Source organism: Agromyces sp. NPDC058104, from assembly GCF_042884835.1.
GTDB lineage: Bacteria > Actinomycetota > Actinomycetes > Actinomycetales > Microbacteriaceae > Agromyces.
Map to the genome: position 1 here is coordinate 1,086,999 of NZ_JBHVTD010000002.1, position 17,073 is coordinate 1,104,071.

15 protein-coding genes and 1 tRNA gene are annotated in these 17,073 nt (G+C 71.6%); 11 read left to right on the forward strand and 5 right to left on the reverse strand.

Going from position 1 to position 17,073, the window contains the following annotated elements; all coding sequences use genetic code 11:
* Positions 1-57: 57 nt before the first annotated feature.
* The 4 genes from ACFVTH_RS12960 to ACFVTH_RS12975 are packed head-to-tail and all read left to right on the forward strand — an operon-like array spanning position 58 to position 3,795.
* Positions 58-1,377: a sensor histidine kinase gene (locus tag ACFVTH_RS12960; protein WP_387091441.1), complete on the forward strand. Its 1,320-nt coding sequence runs from the start codon at positions 58-60 to the stop codon at positions 1,375-1,377.
* Complete coding sequence (locus ACFVTH_RS12965; RefSeq protein WP_387091444.1) at positions 1,374-2,507, forward strand: hypothetical protein; 1,134 nt, start codon at positions 1,374-1,376, stop codon at positions 2,505-2,507. Before ACFVTH_RS12960 ends, ACFVTH_RS12965 begins: the two co-directional genes overlap by 4 nt.
* Complete coding sequence (locus tag ACFVTH_RS12970; protein WP_387091447.1) at positions 2,494-3,180, forward strand: response regulator; 687 nt, start codon at positions 2,494-2,496, stop codon at positions 3,178-3,180. Before ACFVTH_RS12965 ends, ACFVTH_RS12970 begins: the two co-directional genes overlap by 14 nt.
* Complete coding sequence (locus tag ACFVTH_RS12975; protein ID WP_386937805.1) at positions 3,181-3,795, forward strand: thymidine kinase; 615 nt, start codon at positions 3,181-3,183, stop codon at positions 3,793-3,795. It begins immediately after the preceding gene.
* On the opposite strand, the gene ACFVTH_RS12980 is transcribed toward ACFVTH_RS12975, so the two are convergent.
* A complete protein-coding gene (locus ACFVTH_RS12980) occupies positions 3,779-4,240 on the reverse strand; it encodes a GtrA family protein (protein WP_387091450.1) in 462 nt (153 codons plus the stop codon). The two genes, ACFVTH_RS12975 and ACFVTH_RS12980, sit on opposite strands and share 17 nt — an antisense overlap.
* 92 nt (positions 4,241-4,332) lie before the next feature.
* Here ACFVTH_RS12980 and ACFVTH_RS12985 point away from each other — a divergent pair, with 92 nt between their 5' ends.
* From ACFVTH_RS12985 to ACFVTH_RS13005, 5 genes are all read left to right on the forward strand, one after another.
* Complete coding sequence (locus ACFVTH_RS12985) at positions 4,333-5,085, forward strand: glycosyltransferase family 2 protein (protein WP_387091453.1); 753 nt, start codon at positions 4,333-4,335, stop codon at positions 5,083-5,085.
* A complete protein-coding gene (locus tag ACFVTH_RS12990; protein WP_387091456.1) occupies positions 5,082-6,683 on the forward strand; it encodes a hypothetical protein in 1,602 nt (533 codons plus the stop codon). The genes ACFVTH_RS12985 and ACFVTH_RS12990 overlap by 4 nt, the downstream gene beginning before the upstream one ends.
* A gap of 166 nt (positions 6,684-6,849) precedes the next feature.
* Positions 6,850-7,701, forward strand: a complete 852-nt coding sequence (locus ACFVTH_RS12995) for a universal stress protein (protein ID WP_387091459.1) — start codon at positions 6,850-6,852, stop codon at positions 7,699-7,701.
* A 26-nt stretch (positions 7,702-7,727) separates the two neighbouring features.
* Positions 7,728-8,810, forward strand: a complete 1,083-nt coding sequence (locus ACFVTH_RS13000; RefSeq protein WP_387091462.1) for a heparan-alpha-glucosaminide N-acetyltransferase domain-containing protein — start codon at positions 7,728-7,730, stop codon at positions 8,808-8,810.
* Positions 8,811-8,919: 109 nt separating this feature from the next.
* Positions 8,920-10,221, forward strand: a complete 1,302-nt coding sequence (locus ACFVTH_RS13005; protein ID WP_387091465.1) for a UDP-glucose dehydrogenase family protein — start codon at positions 8,920-8,922, stop codon at positions 10,219-10,221.
* A gap of 52 nt (positions 10,222-10,273) precedes the next feature.
* Here ACFVTH_RS13005 and ACFVTH_RS13010 read toward each other — a convergent pair.
* The 3 genes from ACFVTH_RS13010 to ACFVTH_RS13020 form a co-directional block, all read right to left on the reverse strand.
* Positions 10,274-10,347: transfer RNA gene (locus tag ACFVTH_RS13010), tRNA-Pro, on the reverse strand.
* A gap of 113 nt (positions 10,348-10,460) precedes the next feature.
* On the reverse strand, positions 10,461-11,399 hold the full coding sequence (locus ACFVTH_RS13015) for a metallophosphoesterase (protein ID WP_387091467.1): 939 nt from the start codon (positions 11,397-11,399) through the stop codon (positions 10,461-10,463).
* Positions 11,400-11,431: 32 nt separating this feature from the next.
* Positions 11,432-14,032 (reverse strand): transglycosylase domain-containing protein, encoded by a 2,601-nt coding sequence (locus tag ACFVTH_RS13020; RefSeq protein ID WP_387091470.1) that lies wholly within the window; start codon positions 14,030-14,032, stop codon positions 11,432-11,434.
* A gap of 149 nt (positions 14,033-14,181) precedes the next feature.
* Between ACFVTH_RS13020 and ACFVTH_RS13025 the strand changes: the two genes are divergently transcribed.
* Both ACFVTH_RS13025 and ACFVTH_RS13030 read left to right on the forward strand, forming a co-directional pair.
* A complete protein-coding gene (locus ACFVTH_RS13025; protein ID WP_386937790.1) occupies positions 14,182-14,409 on the forward strand; it encodes a hypothetical protein in 228 nt (75 codons plus the stop codon).
* On the forward strand, positions 14,409-14,879 hold the full coding sequence (locus ACFVTH_RS13030) for a RidA family protein (protein ID WP_387091473.1): 471 nt from the start codon (positions 14,409-14,411) through the stop codon (positions 14,877-14,879). The genes ACFVTH_RS13025 and ACFVTH_RS13030 overlap by 1 nt, the downstream gene beginning before the upstream one ends.
* 78 nt (positions 14,880-14,957) lie before the next feature.
* Here the strand turns inward: ACFVTH_RS13030 and acs are convergent, their stop codons facing one another.
* The gene (gene acs / locus ACFVTH_RS13035; RefSeq protein ID WP_387091475.1) at positions 14,958-16,910 is read right to left on the reverse strand and encodes an acetate--CoA ligase; all 1,953 of its coding nucleotides are present in this window, start codon (positions 16,908-16,910) and stop codon (positions 14,958-14,960) included.
* Positions 16,911-17,073 lie beyond the last annotated feature (163 nt).

Consider the following 17,073-nt stretch of genomic DNA (forward strand, 5'->3'; position numbering starts at 1 on the left):
TCGCTGAGTCCGATCGGCTCGCGAAGATCGGGCGCTGCTCGCGAGTGGAGGTTCACGATGAGCCTGGGGTTGCCGGGGCACCTCGCGCGCGACAGCCTGAGTCGAGCACTCGCCTTCGCCGGGCACTGCGCCGCGTTCGCGTGCCTTGCGATCACGATCGTCGTGAGCGTCCTCGTGGCCACCGTCGGCGAGCGACCGAACGCGTGGACGGGCGCCGCGCTCGCGGCCGTGATGGTGCTCGCCCTCGGTGCGGTCGCCCTGTATCCGACCGTCACGCTGACGGTGCTGGCGCTCGTCGTCGGCACCGGGGCGACGATCGCCTTTACGATGCTCGTGATGGAGCCCGGGGGCTTCGAGTCGACCAACAACGCGGTCCTCGCCCTGCCGAGGATCGCGCTCCTGCTCGTCGGAGGCGCCGGCAGCGGCTCGCTCATCGCGATCGTCTGGGCCACGCTCGGCTACGCGCTCGGCGAGGCGGCCGCGTTCCTCGGCGTCGCCCTCGTCGGCGGCAGCTACGAGCCGAGCACGGCGGCCGCGGCGGCGTTCGGCATCCTGCTCGTCGTGCGGATCTTCGACGGCGTCTCCCGTCGCTCCGACCCCCGTCAGGAGACGGGGCTGCACCGTGCGAGCCAGCAGACCCGTGAGCTCGCCATCCGCCACGACTACGAGCTGCGGGCGACGGCGAGGCTGCACGACACGGCGCTCAGCCACCTCGTCGCGATCGCCGCGGCCGGGTCGGGAACCGTCGACGAACGCCTGCGCGCCGGGATCCGCCAGGATCTCGGCCTCATCGTCGGGCGCGACTGGGCCATCGACCACTCGGGACAGGCGACGGGGAGCGATCGCGGCAGCCTCCGGCGTCCCGCTCCTCTCCACGGGCCCGCGCCGAACGGCGCGGCGGGCCGCGGCCGGTTCGCGCGGCGCGGCGGCGTCGGCGCGGCCATCCGCTCGCGGCCCGCGCCCGAGGCCGCCGAGTCGCGCGCCGACGGCACCGCGACGCTCGTGCAGGCCTTCGCCGCGGCCGAGAACGCCGGGCTCGACGTGCGCGTCACCGGCGACCCCGAGATCCTGCACGTGCTCGGTCCGGGGCGCGCCGAGGCACTCGACGCGGCCGTCGCGCAGTGTCTCATCAACGTCGCCCGGCACGCCGGCGTCGACGAGGCCGAGCTCGCGCTCGGGCTCGGCGGCGGCGAGGTCACGATCGCGGTGATGGACAGCGGCGTCGGCTTCGACGAGAGCGAGGTGCCCGATGACCGGATCGGGCTGCGCACCTCGATCCGTGCCCGAATCGAGCAGCAGGAGGGCACCGTGCGGCTCTGGTCGACCAAGGGCATCGGCACCACCATCGTGCTGACGGTGCCCGAGGGCGGAGCATGATGCGCCTGACGCAGCAGGAGGCCGACCCGATCGGCGGCATCACGGCGGCGCCGATCGTGGTCATCGGGTCGGTTCTCGCGCTCGGTACCGCGGTCACGCTCACCTGGGTGCATCGCGCCGAAGTGGGCTCGCCGATCGCGGCCATCCTCGCGATCCTCCTGGTCGCCGCGGCCGGCGCGGTCGCCTCGATCTCGGCGGCGCCGTCGCGCGCGCCGTTCACGGCCGAGCGGCTCTGGGTCGTGGTGACCCTGGCCGTCGGCGCGGCGATCGCCGAGTACACCAGCACGGTCGGCTCGAACCGCTACCTCTACGACGACTTCGGCCCGGTCGTGATCGGCATGCTCATCCTCGCGGTGGCGCCGTACTGCACGTGGGTGTCCCTGGCGCTGGCCGGAGTGCTCGCCTCGATCGTGCTGTCGATCCTGGTCGTGGGCGCGTCGAGCTACATCGCGGCGGACGCGCCGGTCGGCGCCCTCGTCGCGGTGAACGCGTCGCCGGTCATCGCGCTCTCCGCTGCTGCGGCGGGGTACGCCTACGCGATCATCGCCGAGACCCTCGCCTGGCAGCGCGAGGCGAACCGGGCGGCGCTCCAGCGCGACACCGAGCTGCGCGCCGGCATCGCACGCTCCGTGCAGCAGAGCCGGGTCTCGGTGCTCGGTCGCGAGGTGCTGCCGTTCCTCGCCGGCGTCATGACCGCCGAGCGCATCTCGGTCGCCGAGGCCGATCGCGCCCGCGAGCTCGCCGAAGAACTGCGCCGGGCGCTGCGGGCCGGGCTCGAGTCGACCTGGCTCGACGACCTCGCCACCAACCTCCGGCTCGCGCGCGGCATCGAGACGCTCGTGGACGACCCGTCCGGAGCGGCCGACCTGCTCGGCGACGACCAGCGCTCCGCGCTCACCGCACTCATCACCTGGCTCGCCGAACCTGGGCGTTCCGAGCGCATCGCGGTCTCCCTCGTGACCGACCTCGACGGCGGCCGGATCGTGATTTCGGCCGTTCCCGCGGGCCGCCCGCCGGCGAAACGCGAGATCGATCGTTTCATCGCCGTGGCGCGCGCCGTTTCCTTGGGTGCCGAATCGGCCTCGACGCGAGAGAATGTACGTGTGGAGCTGAGTTATGTCATCGATTGACGCGGTCCCGGAGCATCGGCACCGGCTCGCGATCCTCGACGACCACAGTCTGATCGTCGACAGTCTCGCGCGGTGGTTCATCGATCGTGCGGTCGACTTCGACGTGGTCGTGACCGCGACCTCGTGGATGGATCTCGTGCGCAGTCCCGAGTTCCCGGTCGACATCGTCCTCATGGACCTCCAGCTGCCCGACGGCGTGTCGATCGAGTCCCGCATCAGGGCCTGCCGCGCCGCGGGCGCCAGGGTCATCGTGGTGACCGCGCTCGACGACGACGACTCGCGCGAGCGCAGCATGGCCGCGGGCGCGGCCGGGTTCGTCTCGAAGACCCTCCCGGCCGAGGTGCTCGTCGACTACGCCCGCCGCGTCATGCGCGGCGAGCGCCTTCCGCGGCAGGCGTCCCGGCTCGGCGTCCGGCGCGCCGGCGAGCCCGGCGTCGGCGGTGCGGTGCCGACGATGTCCGGCGTGCACCTCAGCCCCGCCGAGGAGAAGGCGCTGCGCTATTACGCGCAGGGGCTGAGCACGCTCGAGGTCGGCCAGCGCATGGACGTCGGCTACGAGACCGCGAAGACCTACCTGCGACGGGTGCGCGAGAAGTACGCGAAGGTCGGCCGCCCGGCGAGCCGCAAGGCGGAGCTCATCCGTCGAGCGGCGGAGGACGGGTTCCTCGAGTAGATGGCGAAACTGTACTTCCGCTACGGCGCGATGAACTCCGGCAAGTCGACGGCATTGCTCCAGGCGGCGTTCAACTACGAGGAGCGCGGGCATCGCGTGCTGCTCGCGAAGCCCGCGATCGACACGAAGGGCGATCGCGACATCGTCTCGCGCCTCGGGGTCGTCCGCGAGGTCGACTTCGTGATCGAGCAGGATGCCCCGGTGCTCGACCGGTTCCAAGGGCATCGTACGAGGGTGATCGAGGAGTCGGGCCGTGACGTGAGCTGCCTGCTGGTCGACGAGGCGCAGTTCCTCTCGTCGGAGCAGGTCGACGACCTGCTCCGCATCGCGCTCATCGACGGCATCCCGGTGCTCGCCTACGGCATCCGCACCGACTTCCAGACGGTCGCATTCCCCGGCAGCCGACGCCTCCTCGAGGTCTCGCACTCGCTCGAGGAGCTGAAGACGATCTGTCGTTGCGGTCGCAAGGCGATCTTCAACGGCCGCAGTGTCGACGGGCGGTACATCTTCGACGGCGACCAGGTCGCCATCGACGGCGTCGAGGTCGAGTACGAGTCGCTCTGCGGCGTCTGCTACCTGCAGGAGTCGGGCGGCGTGCTCAACGGGCGCCACTGACGGGTCGCGCGCGCTCGCCGCGGAACACCACGTGGTGGTAGAGGACGAAGCGCGCGACGACCACGATCGCGATGCTCCCGAGGTTGACGACGTTCACCGCGACCGGCCCCGCCTCCCGCCCGAGCAGCGCGGAGGCCGCCGCGACACCGGCCCAGACGAGTACCGCGCCGAGCACCGTGCAGAGCGCATTGACGATCACGAACAGCGTGATCTCGACCGCTCGGCTGTGCCCGCCGCGGTCGCGGAACGTCCACTCCCGGTTGCCGAAGTACGCGTTGACGAGTGCCACGAGCGAGGCGACGATCTTCGCCCACACCACGTCCCAGCCGAGTCCGAGGTAGAGCGCGTTGAAGACGCCGATCTCGATCAGCGTCGAGACGGCGCCGACGGTGAGGAACCGGGCGCCGAGCCCGGCCACGCGGCGCCAGCGGGCTCGGGTCGACATCTCCACTACGCTACTACCCAACGCCCGTGCGGTGAGCGCACGGCCAGCGAATCCGAGGAGTCGACGTGCGGCTGAGGCATCTCGTCGTAGTGATGCCCGCGTACAACGAGGCGGAGGGCATCGGCGGCTTCCTGCGTGAGATCGGCGCCGACCTCGAGCCGCTGGCCGAGACGCTCGAGCTCGTCGTCGTCGACGACCGGTCGACGGACGACACGGCACTGGCGCTGGCGGCGGTCGCCGAGGAGCTCCCCGCGTTGCGGGTCATCACCGCGGACACGAATCGCGGGCACGGGCCGACTGCGCTGGCGGCCTACCGGGCGGGGCTCGAGGGCGGGGGCGAGCTCGTGGTGCACGTCGACGGAGACGGGCAGTTCGCCGGAGCCGATCTCGCGAAGCTCGTGCGCGCCGCGGTCAGCACCGGCGCGGACGTCGTGCACGGCGTGCGAACCGGGCGAACCGACCCCTGGTTCCGTCGGGTGCTCACCCTCACGGTCGGCGCCGTCGTGGCGATGGCGGCAGGGCGTCGCATCCCCGACGTGAACACGCCCCTCCGGGCGTATCGTCCGGCCGCCCTCGCCGAACTGCTGTCGGCCGTTCCCGCCGACGCGCTGGTGCCGCACGTGCACTTCTCCATCGCCGAGGCCAGGCGGGGCTACCGGGTGCGCTACCTGCGCGTATCGAGCCTGCCGCGGCGCGGCGGAGACGCGCAGGGCACGATGTGGACCGAGGCCGGCGTCGGGCCGGCCCGGACGCCGAGGCTGCCGCCGCCCCGGCTCCGTCGTTTCGCCCGCCAGGCCGCGATCGAACTGTGGCGGGTCTCGTTGAAGCCGAGGCCCACGGCGTGAGCCGGCTCGGCTCGTCCGCCCTCGGCCGCGACGGCCGGATCAGCACGGGAGCACTCCTGTGGTGGGTCGTCGTCATCGCCGTGGTCGCGGCGAACCTCGCGGTCCTCGTCCCCGCGTTCACGACCGTCCGGCTCTGGGAGGACGAGGCGTTCAACCTCACCGTCCCGCTCAACCTGCTGCGCGGGCTCGGCTACGCGAGCGACGGAACGCTCTCCGGGAGCGAGCTCACCCCGTTCGACGTGCGGATCTCGACCGGCCCCGTCATGCTGTTGCCCGTCGCCGCGCTCATCGGCCTGGGCATCGATCCCGTGGTGGCCGGGCGCCTCGTCGGCCTCGCGGGGTACGTGCTCCTCATCGGCGCCCTGTGGGTGATCGGTCGCCGGCTGGGCGGCCGGTGGGCGGGCCTCGCCGCGGCATCCGTCCCGCTCGCCTTCGCGGCCGACCCGTTGCCCTCGCCGATCCAGACGCCCGTCGACGTACTCGGCGAGGTCACCACCGCCGGCCTCCTGGCCGCCGCGCTCGCCGTCGTGCATCGGCGCCCCTGGCTCGCGGGACTGCTCGCCGGCCTCGCGGTGCAGACGAAGTTCATCGCCGTCCTCGCGTTGCCCGCGTTCGCGATCGCCGCGCTGTTCGACGCCCCAGGAGCGACCCTCCTCGCGCGTGCGCGGCGCGCATGGCCGCGAGTGCTCGCCGCCGCGGCCTGCGCCGCCGCGCCGACCATCGCGTTCGAGATCGCCAAACTCGCTGCGCTCGGGCCCGCGGGGTGGTACGCCAACCTGCGGGACTTCAGCTGGTTCCTGCGCGGAGGCGGTCAACGGGGCTACGCCGTGCCTCCGATCGAGAAGCTCCAGGCACTGCTTGCGGCCTGGCATCTGCCCTGGTGGCTCGTCGCGGCCGTCCTCGTGGTCGCGATCGTCCTGGCGGTGCTCGGCCTGCGGGCGGTGCTGCACGACCCCCGGCTGCTCGCGCGGCCCGGCGGCTCGTCGGCCGCACCCCGGGAGTTCGCGGTGGTGACGGGCGCAGCGCTGCTCGGGCTCCTGACCTTCCTGATCTGGTGGCCGCTCTCGATGCACACGCCGAGCTGGCTGCGCCATCCCGCTCCCGCCGTGCTCGCGTTCGGGCCGGTGCTCGTCGCCGCGACCATCGCGCTCGCGCGGATCGCGCTCACCCGGCGACGAGCGGACTCGCCGTCGGGCGCCATCCCCGGCGAGCCCGGTCCGACGCGGTCGACATCGGCGGGTCGATCCGGTCGCATCGTCGCGATCGCCCTCGGCTTCGCCGGCATCGCGCTGCTCGCCGCCTCGCTCGGCGGGCGCATCGCCGCTCCCGCGTACGGCGCGTGGGAGACGCTCGGCGACCAGCGCGCGGCCGCCGAGGACATCGCCCGGTCGAACGACGAGCTCGGCGTGGTGCGGCTCGCGAGTCCGTGGGGCGGGGAGGTCAGCGTCGTCGTCCTCTCCGGTGCGCACGCCGGGCTCGTGGACGCCGGAGAGGCCGTGGTGGGCGACCCGCAGGTCTGGCACGAGTCGCACCGCCCCGAGGCCTGCGACTCGCTGCTGCTCACCGGTCGATACCGCGTGTGCGCGCCTCCGGACTAGCGCGGGCCGATCGTCGGATGCGATCGTCGGACGCGGACGCGGACGCGGCGGGTCATGGACGTGGAGGGGTCACGGGCGGGCATGCGGGTCCGCGGGCGACGATCGACGAGCCGGCGTCTGGCGCCGGCGCCGAATCCGCGTGATGATGGACGTGGGAGGGCGCCGCATGAGCGAGATCGTCGTCGGGGTCGGCACCGCGGAGGGCGCGGGTCTTCGGGCCGTGCGGTGGGCCGCAGAACGTGCGAGCGCCCGGTCCGCCCGCTTGCGGCTCGTGCACGTCGTCGACGAGGCGATCGAGTCGGGCGGCGATGCGCGGCTGCTGCTCGCGGCGCTCGAGGGCGCCCGCGCCACGCTCGACGAGGCACTCGAGGTCGCCCGTCGCGTCGATCCCGACCTCGCCGTCGTCAGCGACCTCGAGCAGGGATCGCCGATCGAGGTCTTCGAGCGGTGCTCGCGAACCGCGGACCTCCTCGTCGTCGGCAGCGACTGGCACGGCGGGCGCCGCGCGAGTCGGCGCGGGGTCCACAGCCTCCGCGTCGCGGCGGCGAGCCGGGTGCCCGTCGTGGTCGTGCCCGACATCGACGTCGCGATGCGCACCGGCATCGCCGTCGGGGTCGACGGCTCGGAGGTCGGTGCGCGCGCCCTCGCATTCGCGGCGGACGAGGCCGAGCGGCGCGGCTGGCCGCTCATCGCGGTGCACGCCTGGGATCTCGTGCCGTTGTCGGGCGGGGAGTACGGCTACGGGGGAGCCATGGTGGCCGTCGACGACCTGACCGAGGCCGCCCACGACGTGCTCGAGGCGGCGCTCGCGCAGACCATCGCCGACCGGCCCTCGCTCGAGATCGACCGGCGCGTCATCGCCGGCGACCCCGTCATCGCCCTCTCGGACGCGGCTGAGGAGGCCGCACTGCTGGTCGTCGGCAGCCACGGCCGGGGCGCGCTCGCCCGCTTCCTGCTCGGATCGGTGAGCCACGGCGTGCTCGCGCACCTCGAAGCCCCCACGGTCGTCGTCCGGTGACGGTGCCGGCCGGGCTGAGCGCGCGAGTGCGCGACCTGCCCGCGCCGAGGGTCGACGGCATCGACGCGGCACGCGGTCTCGCCCTGATCGGCATGTTCATCGCGCACGTGGCGCCCGTCGCAGCCGCTCCCGAGGCCGCGGAGCTCCTCGCGATCGCCGATGAGCGACCGCGACTGCTGTTCGCGCTCACGGCCGGCTTCGGGCTCGGCTTCCTCACCGGGGCAGTCCGCCCCGTCGTCGAGGGACGAGGGGTGCTCCGCCGCCAACTGGCCGTGCGCGCGGTCATCCTGATCGCGCTCGGCCTCCTCATCGCCGCCACGCTTCGCCCGCTCGTCTTCATCATCCTCGACGTCTACGGCGTGGCGTTCCTCGTCATGCTCCCGCTGCTCTTCCTGCCGGCTCGCACGGCCCTCGCGATCGGTGCCGGCCTGCTCGCGGTGACCCCGGGTCTCGCGACGGCGGTCCAGTACAGCGCCGACCTCATGTCGGCGCGCGAGGGCGGGCCGCGCCTGGTGTACGACTGGATGCTGACCGGCGCGTATCCGGTGATCGTCTGGGTACCGGTCATGCTCATCGGGCTCGGGCTCGCACGGCTGGGCGCGGCGGATCCGCGCGTGGTGCCGCGGTACGCGCTCGCCGGGGCCGTCACCGCGGCCGTCATGCTCCCGCTCACGCGGCTGCTGCCCGCCGAGGCCGACGCCACCGCGTCGACGGCCGAGCACGCGGTCTCGGCTTCGGCCCTCGCCCTCGGCAACGTGGGTCTCGGGCTCGTCGTCATCGCGGCGACGGTGACGCTCACGGCGCTCGCGCGTCCTGCGGTGCGGCGGGTCGCCGGTGCCGTGCTGTCGCCGGTGACGGCGATGGGGGCGATGCCGCTCACGATCTACACGCTCCACCTCGTCGTGATCTCCGGGGCGAAGCGGGTCGAGGGCCGATTCCTGACCGACGACTCCTGGGCCCTGACGATCGGGCTCATCGTCGGGAGCATGGCGTTCGCCTGGCTCTGGCAGCGGTTCCTCGGACGCGGACCCCTCGAGCGGCTGCTCCGTGCCGCGAGCGGACGTGGCCGGGTGAGGCCGACCGCGCGGGTCGACGGTCCGACGCGTTGACGGACGGACGGCGGCGAGCCGGTGAACCCCGAGCGACGTCCGGCGGTTCCCGGCGACTGCCGATGCGCGTGCAGGAGAATGGAAGTCACCTGAGCGAAAGGGTCATGCGATGCGCATCTCGGTGATCGGCTGCGGCTACCTCGGTGCCGTGCACGCCTCGGCGATGGCCGAGCTCGGGCACCACGTCATCGGCGTCGACGTCGACCCCTCGAAGATCGCCGCCCTCGCAGCCGGACGTCCGCCGTTCTTCGAGCCCGGGCTCGCCGAGATCCTCGCGTCCGCGACGGCGAGCGGTCGGCTCCGCTTCTCGACCGACGTCGCCGATGCGGCCGATGCCGAGGTGCACTTCCTCGCGGTGGGCACCCCGCAGGCGGCCGACAGCAACGCCGCCGACCTCCGCTACGTGGACGCGGCCTTCGACGCCCTCGTGCCCCACCTGGCCGAGGGGGCGCTCATCGTCGGCAAGAGCACCGTCCCCGTCGGGACGGCCGGGCGCCTCGCCGAGCGTCTCGCCGAGCTCGCACCGCACGCCGCCCTCGCCTGGAATCCCGAATTCCTCCGCGAGGGCTTCGCCGTGCGCGACACGCTCGAGCCCGATCGGCTCGTCTACGGCGTCGGCGACGACCACGCGGCATCCGTGCTCGACCAGGTCTACCGCGCCGCGATCGAGGCGGGCACCCCCCGGATCGTCACCGACTACGCGACCGCCGAACTCGTCAAGGTCGCGGCGAACGCCTTCCTCGCGACGAAGATCAGCTTCATCAACGCGATGAGCGAGATCGCGGATGCCTCGGGCGCCGATGTGACGGCGCTCGCCGACGCGATCGGACACGACGCGCGTATCGGTCGGCGCTTCCTCAACGCGGGGGTCGGGTTCGGCGGCGGCTGCCTGCCGAAGGACATCCGGGCCTTCACGGCCCGCGCCGAGGAGCTCGGACGCGGGGAGGCGCTCGCCTTCCTCCGCGAGGTCGACGCCATCAACCTGCGCCAGCGTCAGCGCGCGGTCGATCTCGCGGTCGCCGCCCTCGGCGGCAGCGTCCATCGGAAGCGCATCGCCGTGCTCGGCGTGACCTTCAAGCCCGAGTCCGACGACGTCCGCGATTCGCCGGCGCTCGATGTCGCCGTGCAGCTCAAGGGCCTCGGCGCCGAGGTCGTCGCCACGGACCCCGAGGGGATCGACAACGCCCGGGCGCGTCATCCGCAGCTCGACTACGTGACCTCGACCCGGGAGGCACTGCGCGGTGCCGACCTCGTCGTCCTCGTCACGGAGTGGCGCGAGTACCGTGCGCTCGACCCGGTGGAGACCGCACGACTCGTCGCCGGCCGGCGCATCATCGACGGGCGCAACGTGCTCGACGCCGCCGCCTGGCGGGCGGCCGGGTGGGAGTACCGCGGCATCGGGCGCCCCTGAGGCACCCGAGAACGACGAAACCCCCTCCGAATCGGAGGGGGTCTCTACCCGGTCGGGGTGACAGGATTTGAACCTGCGACCTCGTCGTCCCGAACGACGCGCGCTACCAAGCTGCGCCACACCCCGGGTGGCCCTTGCGGGCCTCAACAAGAATAGCCGATAAATCGGGCTCCTCCGACCACCGTGCCCCGGCGCGCGCGCTCCGACCGCAAGGCGTCGTCATGCGGCGAGTCAGGACCCTACTCTGCGGGCACGAGGGTGATGAGCGTCGCCTCGGGCGGGCACGCGAAGCGGACCGGAGCGAAGATCGAGGTGCCGAGCCCGGCCGAGACGTTGAGGAACGCCGACCGGAGCCCGTGGCGCCAGACGCTCAGCCCCTTGACCTGCTTGCGGGGGATGTCGCAGTTGGTCACGAGCGCCCCGTAGCCGGGCACGCAGACCTGGCCGCCGTGCGTGTGACCGGCGAGGATCAGCTGGGCGCCGTGGTTCACGAAGGAGTTGAGCACGCGCTGGTACGGGGCGTGCGCGACCCCGATCGTCACGGTCGGGCGGGTCGGGCGCTCGGGGGTCTCGTCGAGCCAGCTCTCCTCGCCGAGCGGGTCATCTGCCCGGAGCTCGTCGATCGCCCCGGTGATGAGGTCGAGCCGGTCGTAGCCCTTGTGCGGATCGTCGACGCCGAAGAACTCGAAGTGCGTGCCCCGGAGGTCGAGGCTGGCGGCGGTGTTGTCGAGGTCCTGCCAGCCGAGCTCGGCGAAGAAGCCGTGCAGCGCGTCGATGTCGAGCCGCTTCGCCGCGCGGGGGTGCCGTGACGGGCCGGCGAAGTACACGAACGGATTCTTCGGGCTGGGGCCGAAGTAGTCGTTCGAGCCGTTGACGAAGACCCCGGGGATGCCGGCGAACGGCTCGAACGCGCGGCGGATCCCCTCGAGTCCGCGCTCGTGGCCGAGGTTGTCACCGGTGTCGACGATGAGATCGGGTTCGAGGCGCGCGAGTTCCCTGACCCACTCCTGCTTGTCGCGCTGCCACGGCGCCATGTGCAGGTCGGAGAGGTGCAGGACCCGGATCGGCTGCGCCCCCGCCGGCAGGACCGGCACCTCGGCGCGCCGGAGCGTCCACCGCGTCCGCTCGACGAGGGAACCCCATGCGAATGCGGCGACGCCCGCCGCGCCGATCGCCATGGCGATCCGCGCGACGGGCGTCAAGCGGGCGGTCAACCGTTGCCCGGAGGGTTGTCGGGGCCGTCGCCGCCGCCGTCGCCGCCGTCACCGCCGCCGGTGAAGCGGCCGATGACGATCGTCACCTTCTGGCCCGGCTTCGCGTTCTCGCCCGGGCCGGGGGACTGCGACAGGACGAGGCCGTTCATGCTCTCGTCGTCCGTGTCCTCCTCCTTGCGGTCGACCCGGAAGCCTGCGGCCCCGAGGGTCGCCTCGGCCTGATCGGCCTGCATGCCGGAGACGTCGGGAACGCCGGTCAGGTTGCCGCGGCTGGTCTTCAGCGAGATGATCGCGCCGCGACCCGCGGTGCCGGACGGGCTCTGCGCGCCGATCGTGCCCTTCGGCTGCGCCGCGTCGACCTCGCCGTCCATGGTCCAGCCGAAGCCGGCCTGCTGGAGGGCCTTCTGGGCCGCCTCGGGTGCGAGCCCGAGCACGTTCGGCACGGCGACCTGCGGCGCGTTCAGGTACGACGACTGCGGGTCGGGGAAGTCGCCGCCGCCGTACTTGGCGGTCGCGACCGACATGATCCGCGGCCAGATGTTGTGGCGCAGCGTCGCCGCCTGGCCGGCGTCGAAGTAGGTCTCGCGGAGGTTGACGTGCCCTGTGACGTTGTACACGCCGACCACGGTCGCGACCTTCGTCGTGGCGCCGCTCATCCACGTCGCCTCGTTGTTGTCGCTCGTTCCCGTCTTGCCGATCATCGGGTACCACGGGTCGACGTAGGGCGACGAGGACGTGCCGGTGCCCTCGCTCATGACCTTCTGCATCGCGTACGCCGTTGCCGCAGCGACCTCGGGGGTGAGCCCCTGGGTGCACTCGGACTTCGGCACCTCGATGTCCTTGCCGCTGCCGTCCGTGATCTTGTCGATCGCGACGGGGGTGCAGGCCTTGCCCTGGTTCGCGATGCCCGCGAACGCGGTCGCCATCGAGATCGGTGCGATCTCGTTGGTGCCGAGGATCGTCGAGGGGAACTGCAGCAGCGGAGTGTGGTCGGCGCGGTGCACGCCGAGCGACTCGGCGGTCTTCGTGATGCCGCAGAGGTCGAGCTGCTTCGCCATCGCGATGAATCCGGTGTTGTACGAGTTCACGGTGTTCTGCACGGCCGTCCAGTAGCCGCCCTGCTCGCCGCCGTCGTTCTTCGGGTTGCCCCATTCGCCGCTGTCGGTCATGGTGCCCTGGCAGCTGTTCTTGAAGTCGCCCCAGGCGTCGCGGCGCCGGGAATCCACGCCCTCGTTGAGCGCGTGGCCCTCCTTCAGCCACTCTGCGAGGGTGAACACCTTGTAGGTCGACCCGGGCTGGAAGCCGCTCGACCCGCCGTAGTCGATGTCGGCGTTGTAGTTGACCGCGTCGTAGCCGTCGCCGGTGACCTCGGGATCGACGTTGTAGGTGGTGTTCTGCACCATCGCGAGGATGCGGCCGGTTCCGACCTGGACCGACACGGCCGAGCCGCCGATGTCGATGCCCTCGGCCGACGCCGGCACGTTCTCGTGCACGGCCGCGTACGCCTCGGACTGCATGTCCATGTCGATCGTCGTGTAGATGTCGAGACCGCCGCGCTCGAGCATGCGAGCGCCCTCGTTCACGTCGGGGGTCTCGGGGTCGTCGAGCTTGTTCTTGATCTCCCACGTCACGTAGTCGCAGAAGTAGGCGAAGGTCTTCGACGCCTGGCAGCCGCTCGACGGCTCGGTGATCTTCGGGGCCACCGGCTCGGCGACCGCCGCGTCGTGCTCCTCCTGCGTGATCTTCTTCTCCTCGAGCATCTTCCCGAGGATGTAGTCGCGGCGCTCCTTGTTGCGCGCGTACGGCACGGTCTCGCCGTCGACGACCGTGGCCGCCCCGTTGAGCTCGTCGTCGGGGTAGTCGAGGCGGAACTCCTCGGGGCTGTTGACGATCGCGATGAGGCTCGCCGCCTGCGCCAGCGAGAGGTCCTTCGCGTTGGTGCCGAAGTAGTACGAGGCGGCGGTCTGCACGCCGTAGATCTGCCCGCCGAAGCCCGCGATGTTCAGGTAGCCGCGGAGGATCTCGTCCTTCGAGTACTGCTTCTCGACCGTGATCGCGTACCGCATCTCCTTGAGCTTGCGGTCGACGGAGGTCTTGGTGTGCTTCTCCCAGGCCTCGAGGCGCTCTTCCTCGGTCGTCGCCTTCGACATGTCGTTCGCGACGAGGACGTTCTTGACGTACTGCTGCGTGATCGACGAGCCGCCCTGCGTGTCGCCGCCGATCACCGTCTTCAGCGCACCTCGCACGGTGCCCGCGATGTCGATGCCGCCGTGGTCGTAGAACCGGGGGTCCTCACCGGCGACCGCGGCGTCCTTCAGGTACTGCGAGATGTACTCGAAGGCGACTTCCTCGCGGTTGTCGTCGTAGAACCAGGCCATCGGCGAGACCTTGCCGTCGGCCTTGACGGCGTAGACGGTCGACTTCTGCGCCAGCTCGCCGATCTCGAGGTACCCGGGGAGGTTCTCGAACATCGTGATGCTGTTGTTGGCAGCCATACCGGTCACGGCGAGGGCCGGGGTCACCGCGGCGGTCACGAGGACGCCGGCGAGAGCGCTCATGCCGACGAACCCGAGGATTCCGGTGCCGACGTCGCTCATCGTACGTTTTTGGGCAGACATATAGTGGAGCTTAACGGAGAAGGCTGGCAAATCCCGATACGTGCGCTGGGCGTCGCATCCGGGTACGACACGCCGCGAACCGAGATCCCGCACGCATCGTGCACGAGACATCCATCGAGGGAGCCCATATGCCCGCCTGGGAGTACATCACCACTCCGCTGCTCATCCACAACACCGCCGCGATCCTCAACAACTGGGGCTCCGAGGGCTGGGAGCTCGTGCAGGTCGTGCAGGGCCCCGAGGGTGGGCTCGTCGCCTACCTGAAGCGCCCCAAGGGCGGCGAGGACTCGGCGGCGGCGTCGGCCGGTGCCGCCGCGGCCGCTCAGGCCGCGAAGCAGTTCGAGGGCGACGCCTGATGGCCGCCGTCGAGGCGCGCCTCGCCGAGCTCGGCATCGAGCTCCCCGAGGTCGCAGCGCCCGTCGCCGCGTACGTCCCCGCGGTCGTCACCGGCTCGTACGTGCACACCTCGGGCCAGCTGCCGTTCACGGCCGGCGCGCTGCCCGCCACCGGCAAGGTCGGCGACGGTCACGGGCTCGTCCCAGCCGACGACGCCAAGACCTACGCGCGCACCTGCGTGCTCAACGCGCTCGCCGCGGTGCGCGCCGAGATCGGCTCGCTCGACCGGATCACCCGCATCGTGAAGCTCGTCGGCTTCGTCGCCTCCGACCCGGCGTTCACCGGCCAGCCGGGCGTCATCAACGGCGCTTCGGAGGTGCTCGGCGAGATCTTCGGCGACGCCGGGCGTCACGCCCGCTCGGCCGTCGGCGTCGCCGTGCTGCCGCTCGACTCGCCCGTCGAGCTCGAGCTCATCGTCGAGTTCGCGTAGCCGCCAGACGACAGGATGCCCCGGCGGGAGTGATTCCCGCCGGGGCATCCGTCGTCGTACTGGGCGACGCAGCGCCCGCTACTTCACCTGCTCGCTGATGATCTGCATGATCGAGGTGTCGGCCAGCGTCGTCGTGTCGCCGATCTGGCGGCCCTCGGCGAGGTCGCGCAGCAGGCGCCGCATGATCTTGCCCGAGCGCGTCTTCGGCAGCTCGTTGACGATGAACACCTGGCGGGGGCGGGCGATCGCGCCGATCTGGGTCGCGACGTGCTTGCGCAGCTCCTCAGACGCGGCGGCGACGTCGTCGCCGTGCGCGGCCTGGCTCGCCTTGAGGATGACGAACGCCACGACCGCCTGGCCCGTGGTCTCGTCGGACGCGCCGACGACGGCGGCCTCGGCCGTCCACGGGTGGGCGACGAGCGACGACTCGATCTCCGCCGTCGAGAGGCGGTGGCCCGAGACGTTCATGACGTCGTCGACCCGGCCGAGCAGCCAGATGTCGCCGTCCTCGTCGCGACGGGCGCCGTCGCCGGCGAAGTACTTGTCGCCGAACTTCTCCCAGTAGGTCTCCTTGAAGCGCTCGGGGTCGCCCCAGATGCCGCGGAGCATCGACGGCCAGGGCTCGGTCACGACGAGGAGCCCGCCCTCCTCGCCCTCGACGGGCACGCCGTCGTCGGTGAGGATGTCGATCGAGACGCCGGGGATCGGCACCTGCGCGGAGCCGGGCTTCAGGTCGGTGACGCCCGGCAGCGCCGAGATCATGATCGCGCCCGTCTCGGTCTGCCACCAGGTGTCGACGACGGGGATCGAGCCGCCGCCGATGACGTGGCGGTACCAGATCCACGCCTCGGGGTTGATCGGCTCGCCCACCGAGCCGAGCAGGCGCAGCGAGCGCAGGTTGAACTGGTGCGGGATCTGCCGGCCGAGCTTCATGAAGGAGCGGATCGCCGTCGGCGCGGTGTAGAGGATCGAGACCTTGTACTTCTCGACGATCTCCCACCAGCGACCCGGGTGCGGGGTGTCGGGGGTGCCCTCGTAGACGACCTGGGTCGCGCCGTTGGCGAGCGGCCCGTACACCACGTACGAGTGGCCGGTGATCCAGCCGACGTCGGCGGTGCACCAGTAGACGTCGGTCTCGGGGTGCAGGTCGAAGACGTTCTTGTGAGTGAACGCCGCCTGCGTGAGGTAGCCGCCGCTCGAGTGCACGACGCCCTTCGGCTTTCCGGTGGTGCCGCTCGTGTAGAGGATGAAGAGCGGGTGCTCGGCGTTGAAGGGCTTCGCAGTGTGGTCGCCGGACGCCTCGGCGACCGTGTCGTGCCACCACACGTCGCGTGCGGCATCGACGTCGACGTCGTTGCCCGTGCGCTTGACGACGAGCACCTTCTGCACCGACCCGGCCGACTTCGCGATCGCCTCGTCGACGGTCGGCTTCAGCGGGAAGACGCGCCCCTTGCGGTAGCCGCCGTCGGCGGTGATCACGAGCTTGGCCTCCGCGTCGTCGATGCGCGAGGCGAGGCTGTCGGAGCTGAATCCGCCGAACACGACGGAGTGGATGGCGCCGATGCGCGCGACCGCGAGCATCGAGACGATCGCCTCGGGGATCATCGGCAGGTAGATGGCGACGCGGTCGCCCTCGCCGACGCCGAGGCCTTCGAGCACGTTCGCGGCGCGCTTGACCTCGTCGGTGAGCTCGGCGTAGGTGATGTCGCGGCTGTCGCCGGGCTCGCCCTCGAAGTGGATGGCGACGCGGTCGCCGAGGCCGGCCGCGACGTGGCGGTCGAGGCAGTTCTCTGCCACGTTGAGCTCGCCGTCGTCGAACCACTTCGCGAAGGGCGGGTTCGACCAGTCGAGCGTGCGGGTGAACGGCTTCTGCCAGGTGAGGAGCTCTCGGGCCTGCTCGGCCCAGAAGCCGAGGCGGTCGGCGCGCGCCGACTCGTAGAGCTCTTCACCGGCGACGGCCTGGGCGGCGAACTCGGGGCTCGGACGGAAGCGCCTGATCTCCTCGAGTGCGTGATCGATCTGAACGGTCATGGTTCTCCGGTCGCTCCTTCGCGATCTGTTTCATCGGTTGGGTCGCCTGCCCCAAGCAGCACCCTACCTCTCGCTCGGGGGTACGTTCGACGAGCGGGAAACACATCGTCCCTTTGCACTTCCGTGCACCGCCTCGGAGGTATTACTGTGCCTTTGCGCAGAG